Here is a 16,180-nt window from a genome sequence, read left to right on the forward strand (position 1 = left end):
GTTCTATACTATACTATATTTAGATAATTTTATCAAATTTTAAATAAACCGAAAATACTATCCATCTGCTCTTCTTAACTTAATTAATTCATCTACCAGAGAAATTTTTTCTCCTGTAGTATCTATATAATCTTGCACTTTTGTTTGTAATTTTGCTAAAGCTTGATTTGGAGTAGTAATATAAATCATACTTTCTTTTTTATGAGTCTTATCTTTTATTTTCTTTTTTACCATATTAATAATATTTCATGATGAATATTATTTTTTATTAATTCTTGCTATGCAAATTCTTTCGGTGATTTCTTTTAATTTTTCTATTCTCTCAATAAGATAAAGCAGCTGTTCTTTTGTAATTTTATAATCTTTATCATATCTTGCATCAACATAAGCTTTTTCAAGAAGCTCAAAACATTTTTTTTGCTCTTCGGTTAATTGAGGAAATACAGTCCATAATTCATTATCATAATTTCCTGCCATACTACCTAATTTTTGTAAATTATGTAGTTTAGGTTTGTAATTGGAGAACACTAATAAAATAGTACTGTAAAGACTTTCTGTAGCTTGATGAAGTGAAAAGGCAGACAAAGCATACTCTGAATCGTTTAAATAAGTAATTGCTCCTTTTAAAAAACCTTTACCCCTACCAAACCAATATTCATAATAATCTTTAGCAATTTCTTTCATCTCGTTCCAAGGCAAATCTTTAGCTTCGCTTAAGGTAAATTCACCACTATCATATAAAAGAATACCTTCTTTCTTAATATCAGTGAAAAAATAACGTCCTTTTTCTAACTGCCTATTTACTTCATCTATTGACTCTAGAATTATCGATATTAATGAATCATACGGGATAATTTGCTTAGGATTTATTACTCCTGTCTTTTCTAGCCTTTTATATATGTTATCTTCTAACCTTAAAGTAGCATGACCTTTATATTTACCTTTTTTCAGAATTATCAAAATATCGGTATCGCTATGGTAACCGTTCGGTAGATCACGCACCCAATCGCCTCTAGCAAACGAACCATACAAGATAATCATAGCGATTTTATCCTGAGCAATATCTAAAATTTGCTGCACTATAAAATTAAGCCTAGCTTGAATCTTAAGAGAACGTTCGGGTAAGGTGCTTTTCATTTAAATATATTTTTTATATTTCTGCTTTTAGCTTTTTTATTTCTTCTATTTTAAGCTTAGTATATCGTACTATTTTTTCTATAGGTTCGTTCTCTATTAGCATTTCTTTTGCTGTTTCAATTTTTTCTTTCTCTATCCCCTTTTCTATACCCTTCTCTATTCCTTTTTCCATCCCCTTCTCCATACCGGCATTAAACTTTTCCTCAAACTTGTCTATTTCTTGCTGTATAGCCATTTCGGCTCTAAAATAATCATCATGCTCTTGGTCTGTCCATTTATATTGCTCTAAACTTGCATATGCCGATAACACAATTTCATTTTTAATTTCTTTTGGCGGTGCTTGTTCTTGCGAAGCATATTTTAGTAAATGCAACCACTCATCGGTATCATCTTTAAGATCATTTTTTTTAAATTTTCCTAGTTCAATAAATACATAAGTTAATGAAAACAAATATTGTTTATGGGTATCGCTTTCTTTTATATAATGATAGCTAATATACGGCAATTCATCAGGCAAAGCTTTCGTTCCTATAATAGAAATTATTACTACCGGCAATAAATCCTTATGATTCATACCCTTTTTAATTTGACTAACGTAGGTATAACAACCGTAAAGCTGCGTTCTATTAAGATAGTCTTTCTCCATTTTACGCTGCATCTCTATTATATACCATCTACCGGTTTCATCTTTAACTTTTAGATCGAATAAACTTCTTTTTCCCTCAAGAAATAAAGGTAATTGTTCAGTAGTTATGTAAGTTAAATCTACAATTTTATCACCTTTTGATAACCTAAGAAGAGAGTTCAGTAAATTTATTAATTTTACTTTATCGCTAAATAATTTTTTAAATGCGACATCATTTGTACCGTCTAAATATCTTTGCATAAATAATTATATCTTTAGTAAGTTTGCATATATAGCAAATTAACTCTAGATAGTAAATAATTTTATTATTAAATATTGCATTAATACCTATCATTATCATCATATACTCCCCAAATTACTTCCTTGGAAATCCAACCTGTGTAATTCTTACATGTAATTTGACAGAATTGTTCTTTGCATTTTTTTAAACCACAGCGAACCTTGGGCATTAATATTGCTATAACTCGGCTTTTAGGATTGACGGATTTGGTAAGCTCTATTTCCTTATCAGAGGTAATAACCACTGATCTTTTACCTGATAAAACGCTTGAATGTATCCAACCGCCTTCGCCGTTAATGTCACGTACTTGTCGCCATTGTTGGTACTCTGCAGTTATTTCTACCGGTTCGCCTTTTTTAACAAAAACCCATTCTACGGCAGATTTAGTGGTTGGTCCGCTCCTTGCATTTACTTCATTAGATTTTATTGAAACAAATCTTGGAATAGGCAATTTTTTATTATCGGCGTTAATTGTTGTTGATAATATTACAATAATTAAAGTAATAAGAATTTTAATCATTATCTTCCGCTTCAGATAAAGCATCCTCTTTTTTTGCTATTACATAATTACCAAGCCTAAATTGTACTTTTATTCTATTAATTTCCTGCTCGCTAATACCTATATTTTTTAGGACTGTTCCACCGATTTGTAATCCAGTCTCATAACTTTCCGGAATAATAGTTGTGGCACCTAAATCATAAAACTCTCTAGCATTTTTTAAATTTTTTAACTTAACGACAACCGGTATATCCTGATAATTACCGCTAATTGTTTTAAGCGATTTCTTAATAGTTACTTGATTATTCATAGTAAGTATTATAGCGAATGCTCTTTCCGTACCTAATGCCTTTAGAGTATCGGCTTGCGATACATCACCTTTAAAAACCGGTAAACCGTTTGATAGCTCTTCTTTAACTCTATCATCATCTAAATCAAGTATTACGTAACTTACACCTTCCGCTTCCAAAACCCTTGCTACCATTTTACCGGTATTACCAAGGCCGGCAATAATAATATGGTTTGTTAAATCTCTTGCACCAAGCTCAATCATTTGAGTCGGAGTTTTACCAAGTCCTTTATCGACTTTCTCGGCAATCTTTTTCCCTAAAGCTGCTAGTAACGGAGTAAGTGCCATAGTAAAAGTAACTACGAGTAATAATATATCGGCTGTACTTTCTTCTAATACTCCGCTATCTTTACCTAAACTGAATAATATAAAACCAAACTCTCCGCCTTGCGATAATAATAAGCCTGAATAAAAAGCAACTCCTTTATTAAAACCGAATAAAATACAAAAAGCCGTTATGATTAAGGTTTTTATACCTATTAAAGCAATAGATAAAGTAAGAATATGAGATATTTTTTCATACATTTCTAGGGCATCGATATTCATACCGACGGTCATGAAAAACAATCCTAAAAATAAACTTTTGAAAGGATAAATACTTTCTTCTGCCTGCAATCTAAATTCAGTTTCTGCAACTAATACACCGGCAACAAATGCTCCTAGAGCTAAAGACAAACCAAATGTTTCGGTAGCCCAAGCAGCAGAAAGTACTATTAACAAAGTCATCGAAATAGGTAGCTCGCTTGCATTATTACTTTCTGATGAAATGAATGAAAATACAGGACGAAGAAAAACACGACCGACAATAAATATTGTAAGTAAGGCCGTTACGGCTTTTAAGAGTGCAATACCAAGAGCCGCTGCAAGCGAGGCTTTATTGTTACCGGCAAGTAATGGAACTATCACAAGCAATGGCACTACGGCCAAATCTTGCAGCAACAGAATAGCTAAAGAAATTCTTCCTACTTGTGTTGATTGACTACGATTTTCCTCAATAACCTGCATAACAAGTGCCGTAGATGAAAGAGCAAGACCGCCACCGGTAATAATAGCCGCACTACTATTACCGTCTATAAGCACCATTGCACCGGCAATTACTATAGCAGTCGTTAAAACTTGCAAACTACCAAGCCCAAAGACATATCGCCTCATAGCTTTTAATCGTTCAAAAGATAGCTCAAGACCTATTGCAAATAATAGAAATACTACACCAAGTTCACCTAGTAACTTAGTTTGGTCATATGTTACGATTTTTAAACCGTGATCACCTATTGCAGCTCCCGCAATTAAGTAACCAAGTACCGGGCTTAATCTAAAACGCTTAAGTATAGCCACGATAAAAACCGCAGTACCGAGTAAAATTATAACGTTAATAAGAATATGATCGTTCATCTTTTCCAAATTTCTTCTAGCTTAAAATGCTCCCGTGCTTCAGGATAAAAAATATTAATTAAAATAGTACCTGCATCTATTAGTACCCACTCTGATTTACCAAGCCCCTCAATATTACTATTTATACCGGCATTATTTTTTAATTTTAAAGCTACATATTCAGCAATTGCTCCAACATTTTTAGTCGAACGACCGCTAGCAAATATAATATAATCGGCTAATTTATGTTTTCCCGTTAAATCAATTACCTCAATATCTTCTGCTTTTTTCTCACTCAAACATTCTAAGATAAATAATTTTAATTCTTCAGCTTCTTTTTTCATAATAATTAATAAATGACATAATAATACTAATTATTATATGCATAAGAGTAGAGTTTATCAATGAATGTTTAAAATTCTATAATAAAAATTCATATAAAGCTTTACTTTAACCAAAAAAACTTTAATTAATATTTAGGCTTTTATATCTAAAAAGTGATAAAATAATGGCAATATCTGCAGAAGAGTTAGAAAAAATACTTAAGGAATCCTTTCCAAACAGTATAATAAAAATTACTGATTTAGTAGGAGATCAAGACCATTATGCATTAGAAATATCAGATGTTCAATTTAATGGACTTTCTTTAATTAATCAACATAAATTAGTAAAAAATGCCCTGTCTGAAATATTAAATAAAAAACTACATGCAATTACCATAAAAACTATCGCAGTTCCTGAAAAATAACTACAAATACTAATATAATAAATCTTGCACAAATTCAACTTATTATTTAATTTTCATACTTACTTAGCATTAGTCAACAATATGTTGACTTCTATTCTTACATAGAGTATATTATAATATAATCTATTCTCATCTCTAAATGCAATATAAACTCAGCTTTTCTAAAACAGCTTTAAAAAATTTACTTAAAATTTCTATAAACAAAAGAAAAGCTATATTAGAAAAATTAGAACAACTAAAATTAAACCCTTATAAGGAAAATAATAATATCAAGAAATTAATAGGATACGATGGTTATAGATTAAGGATTGGAGATTATAGAGTTATATATAGAATAAATAAAGGAAAGTTAGAAATTCTAGTAATTAATGTTGATGTTAGAGGAGAGGTATATAAATGAGTAATAAACATATAATAGAATATCAAGGAAAGCCTGCTTTTGTTGTTATACCTTTTAATGAATATCAGGAACTTATAAATAAAAAACAATGTATTACCGATGAAACATTATACGCTGAAGCTATAGCTAAAAATGAGGAATATTTTCCTGAAGATTTGGTACAAAAAATTCTAAACGGCGAAAATCCTATTAAAGTTTATCGTGAATATAGAGGATTATCTCAAGAACAATTAGCTATTAAAATTGGTAAAACTAAGCAATATATATCATTTATTGAGAAAGGATTACGAAAAGGCACAATAGATACGCTAAAAAAACTAAGTACTGTTTTAAATGTTGATTTAGATATGTTATGATTTGCAGCAAAAAATAACCAGAATTAAATCTTTATTATAAATATTCCCAGAGCTAATATTTATAATGCTTAGATTATATAAGGAGTAAAATTTATTTTTACTCCTTATTAATTTATATAGATTTACTCTTCAAGTTGCTTTTCTATCCATTTTTTATGTTTTTGTTCATCTAAAAGACCTTGTTTTAAGGTTTTCGATGCATCATGCCATTTATTATTATGCTCATTTAATCTTTCATAAGCAGTATTAGTATCTTCTTCATTTGTATGCATAGCATATAATATAGCTTTATCATCAACTAAATCAGCAAGTATCACTTTACCTTTTGTTAGCCATTGCTTACTACTCGGCCCTTTTATTGTTTTCTCGTTATGTTTTGATAAAAGCTCATTTAACTCTTTTACATGTCTTTCATGATCCGTTTTAAATGTATCCAACTGTTTTTTGTAATCTTCATTAGTAATTCTATTAATAGCAGTTTTATATGCTTCGATAGCATCATAATCAAGTTCTATAAGTTCTCTTATTGCATCGGCAAAATTATTTTGGGTTCCTACTAAAGTTGTCATGTTAGCCTCTTTAATTTTTGGTTGCAATTATAAGCCTACTCCTTAAATTTTTTCAGGTCAAGGTTAAAAAACAACAATAAAAATAAATTTTTTATAAGTAAGCAGTAATTAACTTTATTGTTAAAAATAATAGTTTATAATATTTTAATTTAGGTTGACTTACCTTATAAATTTTTCTACCATCATATATGGAGCTACTGAAAACGAAAAAAAGTGGTTCTGTATTATTAACTAACCCGAATATTTAGGAGGGAATTATGACTAATAATAACAAAGGCTTCGCCTCTAGAGACAAAGAAAAAGCTGCTAAAGGAGGACATGCTTCTCATGGAGGACATAATGGTCATAACGATCATGATCACGGATCAGGAAAACAGGGCTTTGCCTCTATGGATAAAGAAAAGGTAAGAGAAATAGCTGCTAAATGAGGGCATGCTTCTCATAAAGGCAGCCATTAGGATAATAGATAGAAAATATTAAATAGCGAGCTATTCAGGATAAAAACTTATCCTGAATAGTGATAAAGTAATCAAAGACATTATTAAGCTTCATCTTTGATTATAAAATAAAATTTACTACTCAGTTAAGGATAGAAATTTTATAGTTCTTATCCTTAACTGCTGCAGATTTTTAGAAGTTTACTTTAAGTCTTAGCGTACCGGATTGAGCATGATATTTTTTAGCTAAGTTCAGCCCGTAATGCACTCCATACTCCATTCTACCTTTCTTAACTACTACCCCTGCTCCTAAATCATACAGCATTTTAGTAGGTTTAGGCGTCGGTACCGGTAAAGGCTCATTAAGACCGTTAAGATCTGCAACGATTGCCGGTGTTTTACCTTTGAAGTCGTAATTAATAAAGGCATGAACTTGTGGTCTAATTATGAACTCATCCTTATAGAAAGTTGTTTTAATTTCACCGCCGAGTATACCCTCAACCTTATTATATTGACGTTTCTGAATAGTTAGATTTTGGAAAGAAGTACCGTATTCCTGATAACCGGAATCTTTAATCTTAGTAACTCTGAGTCCTGCCATCGGTGCAAATGAAGTCTCTTTCCATAGATAATTATAACCTCCGACTATTTGACCGCTATAAGAAGTTGAATGATACTTACCGTGTGCCGTTTCATAACCGCCTATAATATTACGTAGTTCATTAGTTTTAATATCGCTTCGTGAATAGGTAGTTACGCCCTCTACAAACCAGTTATTTACAAAATTATATAAACCGTATATAGAACCCATGTTAGTTCCGACCTTAGTAGTATTGCCGGATTTGGCATTTTGGTAACGTAACTTCGTATCAACTCTAGTATAAGCAGCACCAAGAACTATATTATCGTTTATAACGGTATCAACACCGACTGATCCACCGGTAGATTTAGCTTTATAACCGCTAAGTCCGTTAAAGGCTTTTTGTACCGCTTTGCCGTAATATGGGCTGACCCATACGCCGTAAACGGAATTATTAGCGTTACTTTCATCGAGTTCACAGTCACCGCCTCCGACAGCTGCACCTCTCTTACGTGAGGTAGCATCTTCTGCTGCAGGATTTGCACCATCCTCTGCAGCATCTTTAAGAGTCTTAAGTCTCTTACCTACTTCTTGAGTACCGGTACTAGTATTATCATGAGCAGCATTAAAGCCGTCATTCGCATTAGAACGACTTATTCCGCTACCTGAATTTCCACCGCTACCTGTACCTGAAGAATTATCTCGGCTACTACCTATAGCAGGCATACCGCTATCAGAACTGCCTCCCATATTGTTACTATTATTAGCAGGAGAAACACCTGTTACTGTAGGATTACCACTATTACCGTATGGACTGCTTCCGCTGTTGGTTACACCACCATTAGATCCTGCACCACCATAGCTTGAGCCGCCTGTAGCCATACCACCGTTAGAACCTGCACCACCATAGCTTGTGCCGCCTGTGCCTACACTACCGCCTGTTACCGGACCGTTAGAACTTGTACCACCCTGACCAACTGAAGGAGTATACCCACCGACATTATTACGAATACTACCTGTTGATGGGCTGTATACACTATTACCGCCGGCAGGTGAGCTACCGCCTGTACCAATATTAGAACCTGTACCGCTTGGAGTAGTTCCACTGTTGCCAACGCCACCGGTTGAAGCTGGACCGTTATAGTTTGTACCGCCTGTACCTGCAACTACCACCTGATGACGGACCGTTGTAGCTTGTACCACCAGTCCCAACAGAACCACCTGTTGCAGGACCGTTATAGCTTGTGCTACCTGTAGCTCCACCTTGACCAACTGAAGGAGTATATCCTCCAACATTAGCACCTCCTGTTGACGGACTATATACATTATTACCACCAGCAGGTGAGTTAGTACCGATATTAGAACCTGTACCGCTTGAAGTAGTTCCACTGTTACCTACACTACCGCCTGATGCTGGACCATTGTAGCTGGTACCGCCTGTACCTACACTACCGCCTGAAGTAGCTGGAGTAGACGGAACATAACCAGCAGGACTACCGCCTGATGACGGACCATTGTAGCTTGTACCACCTGTACCTACATTACTTCCTGAAGCTCCACCAGTACTAACTGATGGATTACCACCTACACTCGAGGTTGGTATTGTACCGACGTTACCCGGACCGTAAGGATTGCTTCCAACATTAGCTGGACCACTGCCCGTAGTGCCTGTAGCTCCACCTGTACCAACTGACGGGCTGCCGCCTCCTGTACCGATATTACCTCCTGTAGTGCCGCCAGTGCCGGGACCATTAGGACCAAATCCGCCGGTGCCGACTGATGGGCTACCGCCTCCTGTGCCAATATTTCCTCCTGTAGTTCCACCTGTACCGGGACCGTTAGGACCAAAGCCACCAACGCTACCGCCTGTTGTAGCCGGACCGCTTGGAGCTACAACACTTGGACCATTCGGAGTAAATACTCCGCCGGTTACAGAACCGCTAGGAGCATTTCCTCCTGTACCGGGACCGTTAGGACCAAAACCACCGGTGCCGGTAACAGGCACGACGTTATTAGCCGGATTACTTGGGTTACTTGGGGTAAATACTCCGCCGGTTACAGAACCGCTAGGAGCATTTCCTCCTGTGCCGGGTCCGTTAGGACCAAATCCACCAGTGCCAACTGATGGACTACCACCACCTGTGCCTATATTTCCTCCTGTAGTGCCGCCAGTGCCAGGACCGTTAGGACCAAATCCGCCGGTGCCGACTGATGGGCTACCCCTCCTGTACCTATATTACCGCCTGTAGTTCCAGCTGTACCAGGACCGTTAGGACCAAATCCGCCAACACTACCGCCTGTAGCCGGACCGCTTGGAGCCACAACGCTTGGACCATTCGGAGTAAATACTCCACCGGTTACAGAACCACTAGGAGCATTTCCTCCTGTGCCGGGACCATTAGGTCCAAATCCACCCGTGCCGACTGATGGACTACCACCTCCTGTACTTGGTCCGTTAGGTCCAAAGCCACCGGTGCCTGTAACCGGAGTAGTCGGAGTATTATATCCTGCCGGATTGCTAGGTGTTACGTCGTAGCCGCCCGGAGTGGTAGGCGGAACATATATATTGTTAACTACACTACCGCTAGTTGGTGGCGGCTGTATAGGGCTAAAACCTCCAACACTCGGACCGACAGAAGGACCCATAGGAGTAAGCGGAGTAGTTACTCTGTGTATTTCATTTGAAGGACGTTCGATTATCGGTCTTAAGTGGTCCACTACTGCACCCCTTTGATCTATCGGTGTATTTACTAAAACATTTGCAACTTTTGCCGCATCACTACCCGGAGGAGCTTTTATTATCTTACCTATAATATTATCAACAACATTATCTCCGGTTAGCTCTATAGGTAGAAGTACAAACGAACCGTTCGTAATTTGCCATCTGACAAAGCCACCTTCATTAGCAGTCACGTTAAACGGTAAGCTTGCAGCATTACCGACTATTATATTACCACCGCCGCTAATAATAGGGTAAGCACTACCTTGCCCGATAGCGGATGGATTATTTTGCACAGTTAAAAATACTTTGATAGAAGAAACATTTGATAAATCAAAGCTACTGCCGCTTGCGAGTACTATATTACCGCTACTTGTATTACCTGTTTGCCCTGCATTTGTCGTATCATAGAAGACATTTATAATAAGCTCACCGGTAGGAGTTGCTGAACCCGTATAAGTGATTTTATTATTACCAAGGTCAAAAGTAATATTACTTCCTGAGATATTACCGCCGACATTTACGCTGGTGTTATCGCCGGTAAACATCATTGTCGCTTGATCGGCAACTATGGTAGCTGCTCCTAAATCAGACGCAATAAAAGCGGTTTTCTTCGGTGCGAAAGTAATATTATTAGTTCCTGTTACCGGTTTTTGTAGCCATACATCATCATCGAATTTATGACTACCGCCGTTAATCGGTGCTTGTACAAGTGCGGCATTGGTATATTCCGCTGAAGAGCTGCTACTGCTTCCTTTTAAGTTCTCTGAAACGATGAGTGTTTTATAATTAAATTTTGTGGTTGCTCTCGGTACTTTGACACCGCCAACAGTTGCTGACGGAATGTCTAAACTTCTACTGTTATAACCGGTAAATACAGCTGATTTACCGGCATCAATAGTAATATCTTTAGCATAGGTATCCCCTTTTACCGTGCCTTTATTACTACTGAACTGAACTAGTTTAAGGTTTAAGCCCTTACCCCCTAAATCATCCGTAAAGCCATTATTAGCGTTAAATATTGCCGTACCTTGATTATTAGTCTTGGTTGTTATACTAGAGTAAAAATCTTCACTATCGATTGTGATTTTAGCGTCTACATCTTCAAACTGAACTGTTTTAAGGTGATTTGAGTCTGAACCAAACGGCGAAGTACCTGTTGTTAAATCACCTGATATAGCAATTGTATGCAAGCGATTAGCATTAGTAGTAGTGCCGCCTACTATAGCATTTGAAGATGCAAAAGTAGCAGTAACAGCTTGAGGAGAAGTAAAGTCAATATTTGAAATATTTATTACATCATTAGTAAATGTTACATCATTACCGTTTATTTGTATGGATACTGCTGTTGTTTGGGTTCCAACATTTTTAACAATAGTTTCAGGATCTGCACTATTAAATCTTGCATCAGGTACTGTGCCTGCTAAAGGTGAAGGTGTCATGAAAGCTGCAGGTGTAGTTAATTTTTCAATCCCTATATTCACATCATCATTAAACTGAATAGTTGCTCCATCTATCATAAAAGCAGTATCACCTGTAACTTTACCATCTATAATTAATGTACCGGTTTGTGCAGTTATCGTACCGATAGGGTTATTAGCACTACCGACATCACCGCTAATACTACCGCCGCTTGGGAACACTAAATCAACTGCCGTACCTCCTGTTTGATTGATCGTAGCATCTAAGGTAGTAGGAGCAGCTTGGGCAAATAATATTGTACCGGTTCCTGTCCCTTGAATTTCGCCAATCGACATATTACCACCGGTATTAAATCTTACTATACTACCGTCGGCACCTCCCTTAAACATAGCAAGATTAGTAACCGTACCGCCTACAGTTAAATTATCCATCACAATTACGGTACCATTAGTACCTCCGGTACTTGTTATATTACCGGTCATAGCTGCCGTTATATTATTTTTTGTATCGCTAGCAAATATAGCAGTAGCGGCATTATTTTGGAAATCCATATTACCGTTAATCTGTACGACTCCAAGCTCGGTATTAATAGGACCGGAAGGAGCAGAGAAGAAAACATTTGATCCGACTGATCCTATAGCAACTTTTGCAACAGATACGTCTATATTTGGGGTATTAAGAGCAGTTATTATTAGCGTTCCTTGCCCTGTGAGTTGTACTTTACTCACAGGATTTGCTTTTGTTCCGATAGCATACTCATTGGCTGTGCCGTCTATTGTTAACTTTGTATTAGCATTTTTTGCATTTATCTCAACTATAGCAGTATTTGGGACAAGCGGTTCTATATTGCCTGTTAACTCTATAGTACTGTTATTACCACTAGCTACAGTCGTCATTAACTTTAACACCGATGCAGGATCCACAAATGTAACACCCGGGGCTTTTAATTGGAAGTCACCGTTTAATGCATCAAGGGCGTAAGTACCGGGACCGTTATTATCACCGATATTAATTTGGGCAATTTGTGCCGAAGTAATTGATTGATCGGCAAATATAGCTCCATTTCCGATATTAAGAGCAAGCACGTTACTTACATCAAGTTTATTAGCACCGCCGACAACTCCGACTTCACTACCCGCAGTAACATTTATAGCAGCTAATTTATTTACAGCAGTACCAAGTGTTTGCTTATTATCAATACCTTGAATTTCAAGCACTACACCATTACCGGTACTACTTAAATTAACGCTACCGCCACCGCCGGCAAAACCATCTACACTATTCGTAAAGGTAACTTGTTGATTTTTGCTAGTAGTTAGACCAAATATGGAGTTAGTATTATTCAAATTAATAGCACTTCCTAGAGTTAAAGCCTTGTTAGATACGTCTATCGTAAATGTTGCAGATCCATTTCCCTGCCCGATATTAATTGTGTTTACCGTACCTATACTTGAATCAGTAGCCGTTAAAGTAGTGCCGGTAGTATAAACGTTTAATGTTCCTGTGTTCCCGTTTGTGATTGGGCTGTTAAGCGTATAACCTGCAAGATTTGTTCCCGAAAACTCTAAGATACCGCCATTGGTAAAATCCACGTTACTGCTTGTTGTAAGCGAGTCTTGTAAATTCGCTACAGCATTGTTACCAAGCGTTAAAGAAGTAGCTGACACGCTTTTTTGAAAAGTAACCGTTTTATTACCTGCTGCATTAACAGTAATTCCTCCAATATTATTTATGACTCCGGTAACGTTACCGCCTCCTAAAAATACTAAATTACCTGCTGCTACCGCACTACTTGTTACCGCTGCTAAAGTGCCGGTATCATTAACATTAACCGTACCTGCAGACCCTTTAAAATCCGTTTGTCCACCAATATTCGTAGTATTAATAGTACCTGCTCCACCAAACGTTGCCGTACCTGTAATATTCCCTGTATATGTTCCTGTTCCAACAGTAACGTTACCCGTAGTATTCGTAGTCAATTGACCAGCTCCGACTGCAGCATTACCGGTAAAGCCCCCAGCAGCCGTAGCTACCACATCTGCATTATTTATGGTCAAATTAGTTGCACTAGATGCTCCGACTATCACAACATTACCTGCTTCGTTAAGATTCAAAGCCGTAATGCCAGTAACAGGTCCGAGTGCACCTGCTCCTAATACATTAACGGTACCGTTAATACCGCCCGTACTTGTTACTATTGTTAAAGCACCATTATTGTTAAGATTTATTATACCGGCGTTATTTACAAAATCTACTTTCCCCCCAACTTGCGTCGTATTAAGTATACCTGCTCCACCAAAAGTTGCGGCACCTGTAATATCCCCTGTATATGTTCCTGTTCCGACAGTAACGTTACCCGTAGTATTTGTAGTTAATTGACCGGCTCCAACTGCAGCATTACCGGTAAAGCCACCGGCAGCCGTAGCTACCACATCTGCATTATTTATTGTCAGATTAGTTGCACTAGATGCTCCGTTTATCGTAACAGCTCCTGCTCCGTTAAGGTTTAAAGCCGTAATGCCCGTCACAGGTCCAAGTGTACCTGCTCCTAACACATTAACCGTACCGCTAACACCACCAGTACTGGTTACTGCCCCTAATTGTCCATTAGAAGCAAGATTTATTGTACCAGCGTTATTTACAAAATCTGCTTTCCCTCCAACTTGAGTTGTATTAAGAATACCTGCTCCGCCAAAAGTTACTGTACCTGAAATATCTCCTGTGTATGTTCCCGTTCCAATAGTTACATTCCCGATAGTATTTGTAGTCAATTGGCCGGCTCCGACTGCAGCATCACCGGTAAAGCCGCCGGCTGCTGTAGCTACCACATCTGCATTATTTATTGTCAGATTAGTTGCACTAGATGCTCCGTTTATCGTAACAATTCCTGCTCCGTTAAGATTTAAAGCTGTAATGCCCGTCACGGGTCCAAGTGTAGCTGCTCCTAAAACATTAACAACCCCGTTAATACCTCCGGTGCTTGTTACTGCTGCTAAATTACCGCCCGCAGCAAGGTTTATTATGCCGGCATTATTTACAAAATCCGTTTTTCCGGTAATATTAGTCACTGCAAGCGTAGTAGTATTCGTAAAATTGACTGGACCGTTAACAGTAGTAAGAGTTAAATTACCTGCTATACCTGTAGAAAGAGGAGTTGCTATATTAATTGCCGGCGTAATCGTGATATCACCGTTGCCGGCTAATATCATAGAATTTAAAGTATTCCCGCCGTTAATACCTAAATTATTCCCACCGGTTATCGTTAAAAGACCGCCGGTTGAGCTTAACTGAATTATACCGCTAGCCGCCGCACCGGGATCTAAATCCCCGTTCATAGCCGCCGTTACATTTCCGTTACTTGTAATATTTAATATTGAACCAGCATTTTTGAATTTCATATTAGCAGTACTAATATTAAAATTCACATTATTAGGCGTTAAAATATACGTCCCGAGTCCATTCACATCGCCGATATTTATATTAGCAGCACTTGCTGAGGTAGCGGTTTGATCGGTAAAGTTACTATTTCCTGTAACATTAAGAGTAGTAATACCGCTAAGGTTAATCCCTCCCTGTGCCTGAACGTTTCCTATAGTGCTAACCGAAGCTAGCTTATTAACGGCACCGAACGATCCTCCTTGAACGGTTAAAGCATTAGTACCGTTTAAGATTACATTACCGCCGCCGCTTGCGAAACCGTCTAAGTTACCGCCAAACGTTACGGCTTGTACGACAGGTGAAGCAACAACTAAACCGGCCTTAGCACTTTCAAAATTAATTTGATTTCCTCCCGCTAAAAGATTTAAATTCTTATTATTGACTGCTAAAGTAAGAGCCGCTGTAGGGAAAATTGCTCCTATTTGAATAGTTTTAGCCGTAGCAATACTAGAATCCGTAGCCGTAAGAGTAGTATCTACCATTACACCACCATTGCCTGCTTGTAAAATAGGACTTGAAAAAATATAAGCACCCACCGGATTAGAAAATGCTAACGTTGCCTCAAGATCATTATACTGCACTCCTGCTGTTGCAGTTAATGTTCCTCCTACTGCAGCTATCCCGTCAGCAGTAAAATTAAACTGATTAACCTTAACATTTCCTTGTAAATTAACAGGGTTGTTCCCTTTAACATTCAATGTATTAATCGTATTAGTGGCTCCTACATCACCGGTAACCGTACTACCGCCGGCAAAATTTAAGGTTGCTAGATTTCCTCCTAAAATATCGTCTATATCCCCGGTTACCGTAACACCGTCATCCAATATAGCAGTAGCAGATGTACCGTTAAAATCTATATTGGAAGTTATGTCGTCCTGAAATTCTGACATAGAATCTGTACCAAATTGCACTACCCCTCCAGCACCTGTATTAATTGGCGTTGTCCAAATAAGTTGCGTCTGACCAGCTAGATTTGCTGGATTCTGCTTAATTTCAATTGTTTTTGCAAAAATATTACTTGCAATAGTTGTTACATTAAGTCCGTCTGTAATAAAGGTATTAAATCTTTGGGTAGGGCTAGTTCCAACAGGCACATTAATATTTGTTGCAGAAGTAGATACGTGAAATGCTACTATACCCTCCTCATCATTCTTACTAGTTATAGCCTTAGTAGCAAAAAACTGCGTACTATTTACATTTTCATTACTAAAATCCGCTCGAGAAGTAGG

General features: G+C 37.3%; 14 protein-coding genes. 4 read left to right on the forward strand and 10 right to left on the reverse strand.

Annotated elements, in window-relative coordinates; genetic code table 11:
• Window positions 1-57: 57 nt before the first annotated feature.
• The 6 genes from H6P87_RS06540 to rsfS all read right to left on the reverse strand — a co-directional run bounded on the left by H6P87_RS06540 (window position 58) and on the right by rsfS (window position 4,626).
• Entirely contained in the window at window positions 58-234 is a 177-nt protein-coding gene (locus H6P87_RS06540) for a hypothetical protein (protein WP_202069401.1), read from the reverse strand.
• A 24-nt stretch (window positions 235-258) separates the two neighbouring features.
• Window positions 259-1,137 carry a HEPN domain-containing protein gene (locus H6P87_RS06545; RefSeq protein ID WP_202069403.1) on the reverse strand — a complete coding sequence of 293 codons (879 nt, stop codon included), beginning with the start codon at window positions 1,135-1,137 and terminating at the stop codon, window positions 259-261.
• 13 nt (window positions 1,138-1,150) lie between these two features.
• Complete coding sequence (locus tag H6P87_RS06550) at window positions 1,151-2,023, reverse strand: Rpn family recombination-promoting nuclease/putative transposase (RefSeq protein ID WP_202069405.1); 873 nt, start codon at window positions 2,021-2,023, stop codon at window positions 1,151-1,153.
• Window positions 2,024-2,103: 80 nt separating this feature from the next.
• Window positions 2,104-2,583 (reverse strand): SH3 domain-containing protein, encoded by a 480-nt coding sequence (locus H6P87_RS06555; RefSeq protein ID WP_202069407.1) that lies wholly within the window; start codon window positions 2,581-2,583, stop codon window positions 2,104-2,106.
• Window positions 2,576-4,303 carry a cation:proton antiporter domain-containing protein gene (locus H6P87_RS06560; RefSeq protein ID WP_202069420.1) on the reverse strand — a complete coding sequence of 576 codons (1,728 nt, stop codon included), beginning with the start codon at window positions 4,301-4,303 and terminating at the stop codon, window positions 2,576-2,578. Before H6P87_RS06560 ends, H6P87_RS06555 begins: the two co-directional genes overlap by 8 nt.
• Window positions 4,300-4,626, reverse strand: coding sequence for a ribosome silencing factor (gene rsfS, locus H6P87_RS06565; RefSeq protein ID WP_202069423.1), 327 nt, complete (start codon window positions 4,624-4,626; stop codon window positions 4,300-4,302). The genes H6P87_RS06560 and rsfS overlap by 4 nt, the downstream gene beginning before the upstream one ends.
• A gap of 164 nt (window positions 4,627-4,790) precedes the next feature.
• Between rsfS and H6P87_RS06570 the strand changes: the two genes are divergently transcribed.
• The 3 genes from H6P87_RS06570 (at window position 4,791) to H6P87_RS06580 (ending at window position 5,786) form a co-directional block, all read left to right on the forward strand.
• Window positions 4,791-5,030: a BolA/IbaG family iron-sulfur metabolism protein gene (locus H6P87_RS06570; RefSeq protein ID WP_040256476.1), complete on the forward strand. Its 240-nt coding sequence runs from the start codon at window positions 4,791-4,793 to the stop codon at window positions 5,028-5,030.
• 139 nt (window positions 5,031-5,169) lie between these two features.
• Window positions 5,170-5,430, forward strand: coding sequence for a type II toxin-antitoxin system RelE family toxin (locus H6P87_RS06575; protein WP_202069426.1), 261 nt, complete (start codon window positions 5,170-5,172; stop codon window positions 5,428-5,430).
• Window positions 5,427-5,786 (forward strand): helix-turn-helix domain-containing protein, encoded by a 360-nt coding sequence (locus tag H6P87_RS06580; protein ID WP_011271587.1) that lies wholly within the window; start codon window positions 5,427-5,429, stop codon window positions 5,784-5,786. Before H6P87_RS06575 ends, H6P87_RS06580 begins: the two co-directional genes overlap by 4 nt.
• A 122-nt stretch (window positions 5,787-5,908) precedes the next feature.
• On the opposite strand, the gene H6P87_RS06585 is transcribed toward H6P87_RS06580, so the two are convergent.
• Window positions 5,909-6,355 carry a DUF2383 domain-containing protein gene (locus H6P87_RS06585; RefSeq protein ID WP_202069428.1) on the reverse strand — a complete coding sequence of 149 codons (447 nt, stop codon included), beginning with the start codon at window positions 6,353-6,355 and terminating at the stop codon, window positions 5,909-5,911.
• A gap of 257 nt (window positions 6,356-6,612) precedes the next feature.
• Here H6P87_RS06585 and H6P87_RS06590 point away from each other — a divergent pair, with 257 nt between their 5' ends.
• The gene (locus tag H6P87_RS06590) at window positions 6,613-6,783 is read left to right on the forward strand and encodes a KGG domain-containing protein (RefSeq protein WP_202069431.1); all 171 of its coding nucleotides are present in this window, start codon (window positions 6,613-6,615) and stop codon (window positions 6,781-6,783) included.
• A gap of 202 nt (window positions 6,784-6,985) precedes the next feature.
• Here H6P87_RS06590 and H6P87_RS06595 read toward each other — a convergent pair whose 3' ends face one another.
• The 3 genes from H6P87_RS06595 to H6P87_RS06605 all read right to left on the reverse strand — a co-directional run bounded on the left by H6P87_RS06595 (window position 6,986) and on the right by H6P87_RS06605 (window position 16,045).
• The gene (locus H6P87_RS06595) at window positions 6,986-8,575 is read right to left on the reverse strand and encodes an autotransporter family protein (RefSeq protein WP_246437888.1); all 1,590 of its coding nucleotides are present in this window, start codon (window positions 8,573-8,575) and stop codon (window positions 6,986-6,988) included.
• On the reverse strand, window positions 8,511-9,377 hold the full coding sequence (locus H6P87_RS06600) for a hypothetical protein (RefSeq protein ID WP_202069437.1): 867 nt from the start codon (window positions 9,375-9,377) through the stop codon (window positions 8,511-8,513). Before H6P87_RS06600 ends, H6P87_RS06595 begins: the two co-directional genes overlap by 65 nt.
• Before the next feature lie 140 nt (window positions 9,378-9,517).
• On the reverse strand, window positions 9,518-16,045 hold the full coding sequence (locus H6P87_RS06605; RefSeq protein ID WP_246437890.1) for a hypothetical protein: 6,528 nt from the start codon (window positions 16,043-16,045) through the stop codon (window positions 9,518-9,520).
• Window positions 16,046-16,180 lie beyond the last annotated feature (135 nt).

Origin of the sequence: Rickettsia tillamookensis, from assembly GCF_016743795.2 — a bacterium.
Lineage (GTDB): Bacteria > Pseudomonadota > Alphaproteobacteria > Rickettsiales > Rickettsiaceae > Rickettsia > Rickettsia tillamookensis.